This window comes from Nonomuraea sp. NPDC049504 (assembly GCF_040676845.1).
In the GTDB taxonomy this organism is placed as follows: Bacteria; Actinomycetota; Actinomycetes; order Streptosporangiales; family Streptosporangiaceae; genus Nonomuraea; species Nonomuraea salmonea.
The window spans coordinates 1-11,928 of the sequence record NZ_JBFAPT010000056.1; the positions used below are offsets into that span (position 1 = coordinate 1).

The 11,928-nt window shown below is 67.0% G+C and carries 13 protein-coding genes and 3 pseudogenes; 8 read left to right on the forward strand and 8 right to left on the reverse strand.

Annotated features, from left to right (window positions below; translation table 11 throughout):
* Nucleotides 1-385: 385 nt before the first annotated feature.
* Nucleotides 386-544: a hypothetical protein gene (locus AB0K28_RS49865; RefSeq protein WP_364385206.1), complete on the reverse strand. Its 159-nt coding sequence runs from the start codon at nt 542-544 to the stop codon at nt 386-388.
* A 312-nt stretch (nt 545-856) separates the two neighbouring features.
* Here AB0K28_RS49865 and AB0K28_RS49870 point away from each other — a divergent pair, with 312 nt between their 5' ends.
* The 3 genes from AB0K28_RS49870 (at nt 857) to AB0K28_RS49880 (ending at nt 2,569) form a co-directional block, all read left to right on the forward strand.
* A complete protein-coding gene (locus AB0K28_RS49870; RefSeq protein ID WP_364385208.1) occupies nt 857-1,162 on the forward strand; it encodes a BON domain-containing protein in 306 nt (101 codons plus the stop codon).
* Between the two features lie 163 nt (nt 1,163-1,325).
* A complete protein-coding gene (locus tag AB0K28_RS49875; RefSeq protein WP_364385211.1) occupies nt 1,326-1,799 on the forward strand; it encodes a copper chaperone PCu(A)C in 474 nt (157 codons plus the stop codon).
* 35 nt (nt 1,800-1,834) lie between these two features.
* On the forward strand, nt 1,835-2,569 hold the full coding sequence (locus AB0K28_RS49880) for a site-2 protease family protein (protein WP_364385214.1): 735 nt from the start codon (nt 1,835-1,837) through the stop codon (nt 2,567-2,569).
* On the opposite strand, the gene AB0K28_RS49885 is transcribed toward AB0K28_RS49880, so the two are convergent.
* The 3 genes from AB0K28_RS49885 to AB0K28_RS49895 all read right to left on the reverse strand — a co-directional run bounded on the left by AB0K28_RS49885 (nt 2,543) and on the right by AB0K28_RS49895 (nt 4,038).
* Complete coding sequence (locus AB0K28_RS49885) at nt 2,543-3,295, reverse strand: DDE-type integrase/transposase/recombinase (protein ID WP_364385217.1); 753 nt, start codon at nt 3,293-3,295, stop codon at nt 2,543-2,545. The genes AB0K28_RS49880 and AB0K28_RS49885 overlap by 27 nt on opposite strands.
* Nucleotides 3,296-3,340: 45 nt before the next feature.
* Complete coding sequence (locus AB0K28_RS49890; RefSeq protein ID WP_364385220.1) at nt 3,341-3,514, reverse strand: hypothetical protein; 174 nt, start codon at nt 3,512-3,514, stop codon at nt 3,341-3,343.
* Between the two features lie 65 nt (nt 3,515-3,579).
* Complete coding sequence (locus AB0K28_RS49895) at nt 3,580-4,038, reverse strand: hypothetical protein (protein ID WP_364385223.1); 459 nt, start codon at nt 4,036-4,038, stop codon at nt 3,580-3,582.
* 54 nt (nt 4,039-4,092) lie between these two features.
* Between AB0K28_RS49895 and AB0K28_RS49900 the strand changes: the two genes are divergently transcribed.
* Nucleotides 4,093-5,580, forward strand: coding sequence for a CBS domain-containing protein (locus AB0K28_RS49900; RefSeq protein ID WP_364385226.1), 1,488 nt, complete (start codon nt 4,093-4,095; stop codon nt 5,578-5,580).
* A gap of 101 nt (nt 5,581-5,681) precedes the next feature.
* Here AB0K28_RS49900 and AB0K28_RS49905 read toward each other — a convergent pair whose 3' ends face one another.
* The 3 genes and pseudogenes from AB0K28_RS49905 to AB0K28_RS49915 all read right to left on the reverse strand — a co-directional run bounded on the left by AB0K28_RS49905 (nt 5,682) and on the right by AB0K28_RS49915 (nt 7,036).
* Complete coding sequence (locus AB0K28_RS49905) at nt 5,682-6,185, reverse strand: retropepsin-like aspartic protease (protein WP_364385229.1); 504 nt, start codon at nt 6,183-6,185, stop codon at nt 5,682-5,684.
* 212 nt (nt 6,186-6,397) lie between these two features.
* Nucleotides 6,398-6,657, reverse strand: a pseudogene (locus tag AB0K28_RS49910) (cbb3-type cytochrome c oxidase subunit I); the annotation flags it as partial.
* Between the two features lie 193 nt (nt 6,658-6,850).
* Nucleotides 6,851-7,036, reverse strand: coding sequence for a hypothetical protein (locus AB0K28_RS49915; RefSeq protein WP_364385232.1), 186 nt, complete (start codon nt 7,034-7,036; stop codon nt 6,851-6,853).
* A gap of 190 nt (nt 7,037-7,226) precedes the next feature.
* Between AB0K28_RS49915 and AB0K28_RS49920 the strand changes: the two genes are divergently transcribed.
* Both AB0K28_RS49920 and AB0K28_RS49925 read left to right on the forward strand, forming a co-directional pair.
* Nucleotides 7,227-9,047 (forward strand): glycoside hydrolase family 15 protein, encoded by a 1,821-nt coding sequence (locus AB0K28_RS49920; RefSeq protein ID WP_364385235.1) that lies wholly within the window; start codon nt 7,227-7,229, stop codon nt 9,045-9,047.
* Nucleotides 9,048-9,332: 285 nt separating this feature from the next.
* Nucleotides 9,333-9,425 (forward strand): annotated as a pseudogene (locus AB0K28_RS49925) (transposase); the annotation flags it as partial.
* Here AB0K28_RS49925 and AB0K28_RS49930 read toward each other — a convergent pair.
* Nucleotides 9,390-10,737: pseudogene (locus AB0K28_RS49930) on the reverse strand (cobaltochelatase subunit CobN); the annotation flags it as partial. The pseudogenes AB0K28_RS49925 and AB0K28_RS49930 sit on opposite strands and share 36 nt — an antisense overlap.
* Nucleotides 10,738-11,082: 345 nt before the next feature.
* On the opposite strand from AB0K28_RS49930, the gene AB0K28_RS49935 reads away from it, so the two are divergent.
* Nucleotides 11,083-11,385 carry a metalloregulator ArsR/SmtB family transcription factor gene (locus tag AB0K28_RS49935; RefSeq protein WP_364385238.1) on the forward strand — a complete coding sequence of 101 codons (303 nt, stop codon included), beginning with the start codon at nt 11,083-11,085 and terminating at the stop codon, nt 11,383-11,385.
* The gene (locus AB0K28_RS49940; protein ID WP_364385241.1) at nt 11,382-11,900 is read left to right on the forward strand and encodes an SRPBCC domain-containing protein; all 519 of its coding nucleotides are present in this window, start codon (nt 11,382-11,384) and stop codon (nt 11,898-11,900) included. The genes AB0K28_RS49935 and AB0K28_RS49940 overlap by 4 nt, the downstream gene beginning before the upstream one ends.
* Nucleotides 11,901-11,928: the final 28 nt, after the last annotated feature.

Consider the following 11,928-nt stretch of genomic DNA (forward strand, 5'->3'; position numbering starts at 1 on the left):
TCCGGCGGATACGACTTCATCGCCACGTGGAACTCCTTGTCTCCGGATTCCCATCATCCGGTACTCAAGGTGTCCACACTTCGGGGGCAAGTCCCGGTCGAGGGTGCGGCGCACAGAGGGCTGGGCGGCTGAACCACTCCGGCATGGGCCAGGGCCGAAAGATAGAGAGGTCGAACATCGGCTACTGCCTCTGAACGGCTATCCGCGAAGCACCCTGCATGAACTACGGGCGAATTGGTCACGCACACGATCCGTGCGCGATGACACCGCTATGCCGCTCCTGCAACGGCACACGTGCGTCCCGGCATAAACAGGTGAACGTGTATGAAGCTCCACGGGAAGGATAGTACGGGCGCCGCCGCGACGCGGTCGGCCACCAGCTCCATCACTGATGGAGCAAGCCCACGGCGATGAAGTACAGCGAGCCCCCGACCGCCAGGATCAGCGTGATTACCAGCATGAGACGCATGCTCACCTCAAGTCGTCGCATTGACCGTGACGGCACCTGGATGGTGGCGCGGACAGCGGCCGGCTCGGTGATCATGCCGCGGCCGAGGCTGACGTTGGGCGGGATGGACGGGGAGCGTTCCGCGTCTGAGCATGGCACTGGCCCTCTCCTTAGCTGCTGGGGCTACGTCTGCCCCCGTCCAAAGAGTGGAAGCGCCAAGAGCCGGTCGAGGATTGGGCAAATTGCCGCACCGGCCGGATGATCCGGAGCACGTCGGGCGTGGCGGGCGGGAATCGGCGACGACGCCAGCCTCAGGGCGCCCATGCCCGAGAACCAGCAAAGGCGCGGCTCGTATAGAGACGAACTACTGGGGTAAGGCGAGCCGTATCACCGTTACGAGGAGTGAACATGTTTCCGCTGAACCCGTGGACTTACCCCGATCAGCGTTACTACTACGGCTGGTGGGGAGCGCCCGTCACGACGGAGCCGACCGACGGCCAGATCAAGTCCCGGATCGTCGACCGGCTACGGGAAAACCCGTATACCAAGGACAGCGAACTGAAAGTGGACGTCAAGCAGCACGTCGTGATCCTCGGCGGTGAAGTGCCTTCCTGGCTGGCCAAACGCGCGGCCGGGGACGACGCCTGGGACACCGAGGGCGTAGCCGACGTCAGCAATCAGATAAAGATCCGGCCGGAGCCGGAAGTCCGGTGAGAACGAGCGAAGGCCAGGTGCGGCGGGAGCCAGCGGGGCCGGGCCGACCTGGCCTCTGCCGTGGCGATGCTCGTCTTAACCGTGAAGCTCCGGATCGGCGCATGTGGCATGGGCGGTCACCAGGAGTAGGCGGAAGAACATGAGGAAGAGATCCTGCGCACCGGTGCTGATGGCGATGCTGCTGGCACTGACAGCGTGTGGTGATGACACGCCATACTCCGTCGACGAATTCTCCCCGAACGTAGGAGCGAACGCGTCGGTGAACGGCATGCTGCTGCGCAACGCGTTCATCCTCGGAGGGGAATCCGGTGATCCACTGGACCCGGGGAGCGATGCTCCGCTCTATCTCACCCTGGTGAATCAAGGCTCGCAAAAGGACCGCCTGGTCTCGGTCTCGTCGCCTGGGCACTTCACCGGATCACGGATGAACGGTGATTGGAGTGTGCCGCCGGACGGCATGGCCGGCGGAGGCCCGGTGCCTCAGGCGACCCTGACCGGCCTTGCCAAGCCGTTGCCCAGCGGCAGCTACATCCCGGTCGTGTTCACCTTCCAGCACGCGGGGCAGACGCGCAAACAGATTCCGGTTCTGCCGCCCTCGCAGTGGCGTACCCAAAGTCCCGTCACCACCTCGAACTGAACGGCCACCGTCGGCGACCCTCAAAGAGGCAGCCCATGACATCCAGTTTCCGTTTCCTGCGCATCAAAGGCATCGCCATCGGGGCGCACTGGTCGTGGCTGCTCATCGCCGCTCTGGTCGTCTGGTCGCTGGCCGGCTGGGTGTTCCCGACAAGTTACCCTGGTCTGACCGGTGAGACCTATCTGGTCATGGCCGCGGTAGCGGCGGTGCTGTTCTTCGGCTCCGTGCTGTTGCACGAGCTCGGCCACGCCCTCACAGCCGTCCGACAAGGCGTGGAGATCAAAGAGATCACTCTCTGGCTGCTCGGCGGCGTGGCGCACCTGCGAGGCCAGCCAGGATCGCCACGAGCCGAGTTCCGGGTCGCGATCGCCGGTCCGATGATTACACTCGCTCTGGCCGCCGCTTTCTACGGCCTGACGTGGACAGGTGAGCTCCTCGGCTGGCTGGTGACGGTGGTGGCGGTGACCGACTACCTCGCTGTGATCAACTTGCTGCTGCTGGCTTTCAACATGCTTCCCGCGCTACCCCTGGACGGCGGCCGCGTGCTGCGGGCGGCGCTGTGGGCCTGGCGCCGCAGCTTCCTGCGGGCCACGCAGTGGGCGGCAGGGGCAGGTAGAGCGTTCGGATTCGTCCTGGTGGCCCTGGGCGTGGTGAGCTTTTTCACCGGGACCGGGTTCGGCGGGTTGTGGTTCGTCCTGCTGGGCTGGTTCCTGGCTCCGGAACCTGTCAAACCTGGTGAGACGTCAGGCTACTTGCGTGCTTTGTGGTGAGGTGTCGGGCTCGGAGGCGGTGGGTGGCTGGTTGATCCACACCTTGGTCGGCAGCGCCGGCGGGAAGGGTCGCCGGCCGCGGAACCGTTCCGGATGCGCCTGGAAGGCCGCGTGGAGGGTGGCGATCCGGCGGGCCTGGATGTGCGCGGCGGTGCCGTCGTGCACCGAGGCGGGCGTGTGCATCGCGATCCCGGAATGGCGGTGCTCGTGATTGTAGTAGCGGAAGAACTGGTCGCAGAAAACGTTGGCGTCTTCGATGGATCCGAACCGGCCGGGAAATGCCGGGCAATATTTTAGGGTTTTGAATTGCGCTTCTGAGTAAGGGTTGTCGTTGGATACGTGCGGCCGGGAATGCGATTGGTCGATGCCCAGGAGCGCGAGCAGGCCGGTGACGGTGCTGGAGGTCATCGAGGTGCCGCGGTCGGCGTGGATGGAGCGGGGTGCGACGGCGTCGTTGGCGGCGATGGCGTTCTGGATGAATTCCTTGGCCAGGGTGCCGTTCTCGGTAGGCCAGATCTCCCAATGGACGACTTTGCAGGAGAAGATGTCGATGATGACGTACAGCAGGTAATAGACGCCCCGCACCGGGCCTTTCAATTTCGTTATGTCCCACGACCACACCCGGTTGGGCCGGTCGGCCTCCAGCTCGGGTTTGCTGGTCGGCGGGCGCACGGCCTGGGCGCGCCGTTCGCCGCTTTGCCCGCGTTCGCGTAGCAGCCGGTACATGGTGGCCTGCGAGCACAGGTAGACGCCCTCGTCCAGCAGGATCGCTCACACCTGGCCGGGCGACTTGTCGGCGAAGCGCGGCGAGTCCAGCACCGCCAGGACCTGCTCGCGCTCGGCGTCGGACAGTTCGGCCGGGTGGTGGAACGGCCGGCGCGGTCCCTGCACCGGCGGGCGCGGATTGCGGTGCCGGTGGACCGTGGCCCGAGATTTCCCGAACACCGCGCACGCCTTCACCGTGCCGACCGACTTTTCCAGGGCCGGGAAAAACTCGTCCAGGACCCGGTTCAGTTCGTGTCGGAGTCCGCGCTGCTTGAGATGTCCTGAAGCAGCGCGAATGCTTTTCCCGCGATGTCCAGCGCGGTTTTGGTCTTGCCCAGTTCGCCGGCCAGTTTCTCGTTGCGGGACTCAAGTTTCGCGGTGTCGGCTTTGAGTTTCTGGTTCTCGGCCCGCAGCCGGGCCAGTTCCTCTGCCTCAGCGCTCTTGTGCGGCCGGCCGGTCGAGGCCGGGAGCGTTCCGCTCTCTGCTTGCTTTCTCCAGTGCACGATATGGGAGTGATACAGCCGCTCCTTGCGGAGCAGCGCGCCCCGCTCCGGACTGCCTTCAGGTAGCGCGTCGAAGGCGGCCAGGATCCGCGCTTTGTAGGCCTTGGTGAACGTCCGCCGCTTGGGCCGGGCCGGCTGCTCATCGGTCACCCGACCATCCTGCCCCGTCATGGCGGCCTGGTCGGCGAGGGTCATCGTCACTGTCTCGATCGTCCTGTCTCGCCCTGCTTCACATCAAAAGGACTCATCTGTCCCATGTACCACAGCAGTCTGACAGAGAGGGCTCAGGCGGCGCAGGCCGAAGCCGACGACGCCCTCACCCGGCAGTCGCTGCGCGGGCTGCGCATCCGCGATGTGATGCGCAGCGATCCCGTCACCGTGCCCCCTGATGTCACCGTGGACGGCTTCCTCGCCACGGCGACCCATGCGCGCTTCTCCACCTTTCCCGTTGTCGACGAGGAACGGCTGGCCGGCCTGGTGAGCCTGCGGCAGGCCGCCGCCGTCGCACCGGGCCAGCGGACCTACCGGACCGTGGCTGACATCATGCTGCCCGTCGACCGGGTACCGGTCGTGTCGCCCGAGGACGAGGTCGTCTCCATCCTCGACACCTTGCGGCCCAACAACCACCGGGCCGTCGTCATGGAGCAGGGTCGGGTCGCCGGGATGGTCTCCGGCTCCGATTTGGCCCATGCCATGGAGGTACGGCTCCTGCGCGGCCTGCCCGAGGAACCCCGCGCCGGCCAGAGAGGGATGGCCTTGGCGACCCGGCTGGCGCTGCTCGCCCTGCTGGCCGTGCTGGGGGCGTTCTACCGGCCCCCATTGGTGGTCGTCAGCCCGGGCGCAGCCTTCGACGTCGCCGACGATGTCATCATCCAAGGCCGCCCCGTCACCCCGGTCACCGGCCGCTACCTGGCCACCTCCGTCCGCCTGGAGCAGCCCAACGCCTGGGGCGCGCTCATCGCCGGGATCCGCCCCGACCAGGACGTGCTGCGCGCCTCGGCGGTCATCCCCCAGGACGTCCGGCCGGCGGACTACCTCGAACAGCAGCGGCAGCTGTTCGAGCAGAGCCAGCGAGTGGCAGCCGCCGCTGGAGCCCGCGCCGTCGGCATCGACGTGCCCATTCACGGTACGGGCGTGCAGGTGACCGGGATCTTGCCGGAAGCGCCCGCCCAGGGCAAGCTCCGGCCGGGAGACGTCATCGTACGTGTCAACGGACAACCCGTCCAGCACATATGGACCCTGCAGGAGATGGTCTCCTCACGCCCCGCCGACACCACCTTCACCTTGACCATTGAGCGGCAGGGCTCGCCCCAACAGGTCACCGTGCAAAGCATCGACCTGCCCCGGCTGTCCCAAGGAGTGGGCATAGGCATCGCCGGCCAGACCCGGGACCTGCGCGTGGAGCTGCCGTTCGAGGTGTCCTTCGCCAGCCGGCCGGAAGTGGCCGGGCCGTCGGCCGGGCTGATCTACGCCACCACCGTGGCCGACCTGCTGGCCCGCGAGGACTACGCGAAGGGCCGCGACATCGCCGCGACCGGGACCATCCGCCTCGACGGCACGGTGGGTGTGGTCGGCGGCGTCGAGCAGAAGGCGATCGGCGCCGAAGAAGCAGGGGCGAAGATCTTCCTCGTGCCGGACGAGGAAGTCCAGGAAGCCAAGCAGGCCGACCAGGACCTCACCGTGCACGGTGTGGAGACCCTGAGCCAGACGCTGTCCCTGCTTCAGCGGGGCGGGACGCTATGACGGCCACGTCGGCAGGCTGGCAGTCCAACCCGTCGGCCTGGTCCCAGCGACCGCCTCTGGTGGCTGTGCTTTCTGTCCGTCCTGAGATGTTGTTCCAATTTTCAGTTCGCTGAAGGTGGCTGGCTGGGGACCAGCAGCCGCTCTCTGCGGTAGTCGATGGTCACGTGGCCGAAGTCATGTAGGACATCCGAGCCGAGCAGGCCCGCCACACCGCGCTTGTCCTGACGTAGGTCAAGGGCGGCCATTCTGGCCGGGTCAAGGGCGACGGTGCCGACTTTCCACTGCTGCACGCGGACGAGTTCGGCGGTGGTCCGGCTTGCCACTCCCTCGACGTCGGCGGTTTCTCCGGTGAAGGTCAGGTTCAAGCGCTTGGCGAGTTGCTCGTCGATCGTGGAGATGGAGGCGCCGGTGTCGAGCAGAAATCGGTACGGGCCTTTCCCGTTGATGTGAACGGGGACCAAGGCGACGACGGTGCCTTGCGCTTTGGTCACCTCCAACGTGACCGACGTGGTGTTCTCCGGAGGGGGTGGCGGCTGCTGCGGGGTGACGGTGCAGCCGGCGGCGGCCATCACGGCTGTGACGACCAGAATGAGGATCTTGCGCATCGATATCGTCTCCCCCGGGAATCGCAGATGTTGGCCGCCTGCCCACGCAGGCGTGGACGACGCCAGGCACACGTGTGGGATCAGCGATCCTGAGCCGGTGGTGGCCCGGGTGGAGTAGTGGATGGTCTGCGCGACGATGACACCGCTGGCTACTACGTAGCTGTCTCGACTGCGGAGTTGGAGATGGTCACGGATGACCTCGCTGGTCCTGCGCCCCTGGTGAAGAATCCGCTGAGGGTGATGAGGCCGCCGAACAGGAACAACCAGAAGCTGACCGCGTTCAGCTGGGGAAAGGCGACGTCGGGCGCGCCGATCTGGAGCGGCATGATCACGTTGGCGAAGCCGGCGAACAGAAACCAAAGGAAGCGATCGGATACAGGTAGCCGATGACCTTGGGGTCTGTGGTCGACAGCCAGCGCGCCAGCGCCCGGCCGGTGCCTCTGGCGCTGGCCGGCGCCAACGGCAAGGTCAACGGTTCGCCGGTTCGCGTCCTGTCGATCGTCACGGGAGCACTCTTCAGAGACTCAATTCATCCGCTCGCTGATCACTAAAACTGCGCTTTGTGTCACTTTCGGTTGCCCTGCCTCGTGGCGCCCATACCAGCAGGTCGCCATCACACACCGCCGCCCGCCGCCCGCCGCCCGCTGCGGCTGCGGCTGCGGCACTCAGCGCTGCAGCAGGCCCACAGCCGTGAAGAACAGCGATCCGCCCACCACAATGATGATCACCAAGAGCAGCATGATCCGCACGGTGGCCTCCTCCGCTTTCCGGGTCGCTTTGCCGGCGAATTTCCGCCCAGTCGCGGGCGGCATGCGATCGGGCCGCGCGTCTGTCGTCCGAACAGATTGCACGCCGCTTACTCCTATTGGGCGTCCTATACCTCGTTGCGCGGCAAAAGCGGCGACAAGCGAACCTGCCCTGAAGCACACCGCAAAAGTTGCATAAAGCAATAAATATGGGCAGCACGTAATCGCAGGGCAGAACTGCACGCACCCGCGCCCGCGGATCGGCCGGCATAAGGAACATGCGAGGAGCAAGGAGATGCCTCTCCCCATCGAGGACTACGCGCTGATCGGTGACACCCAGACCGCCGCTCTGGTGGGGCTGGACGGTTCCATCGACTGGCTATGCCTGCCACGGTTCGACTCCGGCGCCTGCTTCGCCGCCCTGCTGGGCGAGCCAGCAAACGGCCGGTGGCTCATCGCGCCCACCGACGCCCAAAGCCGGCAGGTGCACCGCTACCGCGACGACACCCTCGTCCTGGAAACGGAGTTCACCACCGGCACCGGCGTGGCTCGCGTCGTCGACTGCATGCCGATCCGGCACGGCCCCATCGTCGTGATCCGACGGGTGGAAGGCGTGCGTGGCTCCGTGCCGATGCGCCTGGAGTTGTTGCCGCGCCTGGACTACGGCCATATCCCACCCCTGATACGCAGCCATGACCGGGTCGTCACCATGGAGGCCGGCCCGGACACGCTCACCTTGCACGCCGATGTGGACCTCCAGATCAGCGACGCACACGTGACGGCCGGGTTCTGCATCGGCGCGGGGGAGTCGGCCGGGTTCCAGCTCAGCTGGACCGACCTGGGACAGCAGCCGCAGCGGCTCCCCGACCTGGCGGGGACTGTTCAGGAAACGACGCGATGGTGGCAGGACTGGACCGCGGGATGCGCCTACCAAGGGCGCTACCGGGACGCGATTGTTCGCTCGCTCATTACGCTCAAAGCGCTGACCTACGCGCCCAGTGGCGGTATCATAGCCGCGCCCACCACGTCTTTGCCGGAGGCCCTCGGCGGAGTGCGCAACTGGGACTACCGCTTCTGCTGGATTCGTGACGCCACCTTCACCCTGCTGGCCCTGCTTCAAGCCGGCTACGTCAGCGAAGCGGTGGCTTGGCGGGAATGGCTGCTGCGTGCGGTCGCCGGACGGCCACAGGACATGCAGATCATGTACGGGGTCGCCGGCGAACGTCGGCTGACGGAACTCCAATTGCCGTGGCTGTGCGGTTACCACGACTCCAGGCCGGTCCGCATCGCCAACGCCGCCGGCGGCCAGTTCCAACTCGATGTGTACGGCGAGCTCATGGACGCGCTGCACCAAGCCCGCTGCAGCGGCATCGAACCCGACAAAGCGGCCTGGGATGTCCAGCTTGCGCTGATGGACTTCCTCGAGTCCAACTGGCGCCAGCCCGACGAAGGCATCTGGGAGGTCCGTGGCCCGCGCCGCCACTTCACCCACTCCAAGGTCATGGCGTGGGTGGCAGTCGACCGGGCGATCAAGGCGACGCAGTCGTTCGGCCTGCCCGGGCCTGCCGGGCGGTGGCAGGGACTACGGCAGGCGATCTTCGATGACGTCTGCGCCAACGGCTACAACCCAGACAAGGGAGTATTCACCCAGTCCTACGGCTCCCCAGAGCTGGACGCCTCTCTGCTGCTCATGGCTCCGGTGGGGTTCCTGCCCGCCAAGGACGAACGTATCCTCCGTACGGTGCAGGCCATCGCTGCCGAGCTGACCAGCGAAGGGCTCGTGCATCGCTACACCACCACCGGGCCCGCAATCATCGATGGGTTGCCGGCCGGACCCGAGGGGGCGTTCATCGCTTGCACTCTGTGGCTGGCCGACAACTACGTCCTGCAAGGCCAGCATGAGCACGGCCGCCGCCTGCTGGAAAAGGTCCTGGCCCTGCGCAGCGACGTCGGGTTGCTGGCCGAGCAGTACGACACCGCCGCCAGACGTATGGTCGGGAACTTCCCTCAAGCACTGTCTCATCTGGCCCTCATCAATGCGGCCTTCGGCCTGACCCGCGCCAAGGGCCCAAGCCGGCAACGCGCCGAAGGCGGCGGGCAACCACCGCACGGATAAAGGGGCCCGGCCGCGGCCGTGCCCGGCCGGAAACACGCCGCACCCACGGCCGTCGCAGTACTTGGTACGGGGATATCGAGATGGAAGAGAAGACCTCACCATAGTCGCCGGGGCCGTGCCCACGTGATGGACCAGGACACCATGACGACCTCACCCGTACGCATGTCGATTCGGAAAGACAGCAGGTCTGTTGTCTTCTCGGCCACCACTACGCTGACTGAGGTGCCTAGCAGATTCCGGACCGCCAGCTACATAAGCTGACAGCAGTCTGGAAGAGGTAGGTACGTGACGAGGCGTCGCAGGCAGTTCTCGCCGGAGTTCAAGGAGGACGCCGTTCGCCTGGTGCTGGAGGGCGATCGGACGGTCGCTTCGGTGGCGCGGGAGTTCGACATCAACGCCAGCACCCTGGGCAGCTGGGTCAACCGGCATCGGGTCCTCGCCCCATGCTTCGGCCATCCTCTCGCGCAGCGCGGCGGGCAGCTCCGCGGTCCGGCGGGCGTACTGCTCGGCGCTGATCCGGACATCGGCGCCGGCGAGGTGCCCTGAGGTCAGCCATTCCTCGTCCTGGCCGCCCGCCGCGATCAACGCGTGCTTCAGGGCGTCGCCGGCTTCGGTGTCGTCGAGGTCGAGGTCTGGTATCGGGTGCGGCGCGCCCAGGTCGTAGTCGGCGTCGCCGCAGCCGGCGCAGGAGGCGGATGGTGGTGACCGGGGTGTCGAGCCCGACCGCGTTGCCGATCCGCGAGTGCTTGGTCGGGTACGCCGACAGCACCAGCGCGACCTTCTTCTCCCTGTTGGGCACACGGCGCAGGTGGGCGTGGTTGATTGACCGCGATGGCGGCGACGCGGCGGCAGCGCTCCGATTCGGCGGCGTAGCGAGGCAGGCCGTCGGCGTCGATCTCCTTGAAGGAGAACGGGACGGTGATCCGCCCGTCGAACTCCAGGATCGCGATCTGGTTGGCGGAGTCGAGCGGGGTGACGCCGTCGTCGCTCGCCTCCCACTCCGCCCGGCCGCTGGTCAGGAAGAGGCCCTGCAGCGCCGGGATGTCCAGGGCGGCGATCCGCTCCACGTCCCAGGTTTCGTCCTCACCGCCCGCGCTCACCGACGCGTGAACGCGAAGATCGGCACTCCGACGGCCTCGCCGGTCGCGTCGATGGCGTCGGCCAGGGGGTGAGCGAAGGCCGTGTTGCCGCTGACCTGGTGTGCCCGGTAGTACAGGATGCCGATCCGGGCCAGGGAGGTGTCGGCCGGCGCGGTTCGCTCGGGGAACTCCAGAAGGTATCGGCGTGGGCGGCTCGAAGCCTTCACCGGTCAGGAGCACCTGTCCGACAGGAAGGCGTGCAACGGGGCCGCGTTGATCGGGCCGCCCTCGGCCAGGTAGCGGTGGGCCTCGGCCGCGATCCTGATGGGGATGCTGGACAGCTCCATCAACTACGCGTTCAGTTGCTGCTCCCGGCTGAGCACGACGACCGGCGTTCCGGCGGCGCGGACGGCCGCCAGCGCCGGTCAAAGGTCGTGCGGCGAACCGAGCAGCCGCACGACCACCAGGTCGGCGCTCGCCACGCGGGCCTGAAGGCCGGCATCGCCGTCACGCGCCGGATTGGCGAATGCGTACTCGGCTCCGCTGGCCTGCGCGGAGAGCAGATCGGTGTCGGACGTCGACAACAGGCAAAGATGTACGGACGCGGCCATGGGCGGGTTCCTCCTCCGGGGTTCTCGCCCTGTCCAGCGCTCGGATAACCCTCGGCGAATATCTGGCTGCAGACCCACGCGGACCTGATCACGGTGGCGGAACCGCCCCGGAATTTCACCGGGTTCCTGCGCCGAAGGCGTCCTGGCAACTTACGGGAGAGCCTCCACGGGGCACCCGCTCATCCCCCTCGCAGGAATGAGCCCAGGTCCTTATGCGGCGCGCCCACCCGAGTCTCAGGGCTCCGCAGCTGGAACCGGCGATGCCGGGCCCCCGACGGGGGTCAACACATCGCCGCCGGCCTGCCCCGACTTGCATCTCATATTTCTAGTTGGCAATATGAGCACGTGAGCGCCTACGCAGCCCTTGCTGAGCCGCACCGCAGGCAGATCCTCGATCTGCTGCGGGAGCGTGAGCGGTCCGCCGGAGAACTGGTGGAACGCCTTGACCTGAGCCAGCCCGGCGTGTCCAAACACCTCAAAGTGCTCCGCGAGGCCGGACTCGTCGTGGTGCGCCCGGTGGGCAAGCAGCGGATGTACGCGTTGAGTCCGGAGCCACTGGCCGAGGTCTACCAGTGGCTGGAGCCCTACCGCATGTACTGGTCGGGACGCCTGGACGCCCTTGAACGACACCTTGAGGAGAACCCATGATTCACGGAACCCTGCAGAAGATCGACGGCCGTCCGGCGTTGCGCTTCGAGCGCAAGCTGTCCCACTCGATCGAGCGGGTGTGGCGGGCCGTCAGCGTCCCGGCGGAGCTGGAGCGCTGGTTCCCGGCCGCGGTCGACTGGACGCCGGCGGTGGGGGAGACCTTCGAGGCCGCCGGCCAGACCGTGGAGGTGACCGAGGTCGACCCGCCCCGCCGCCTGGCCTGGACGTACGCGGGCCAGCACCACAGCTTCGACCTGACCGCCGAGGGAGACGGCTGCCGCCTGGTCTTCACCCACGTCATCGACGACCTCGACACCGCGGCGCAGACCGCCACCGGCTGGGAGACCTACTTCTGGCGGCTCGGGCCGTACCTCGACGGCCAGTTCATCCCCGAAGAGGTGGCGCACGAGCCGTGGGAGGAGCTCCACGAGCACTACGCCCAGCTCCTGGGCGTGGATCCCGAGCCGGGCCGGCGGTTCGCGCGGGTTCTGCGCGGCGACGACAGCGCCGCCTGACCGCGCCGTAGACCCCCCGCATCGGGCC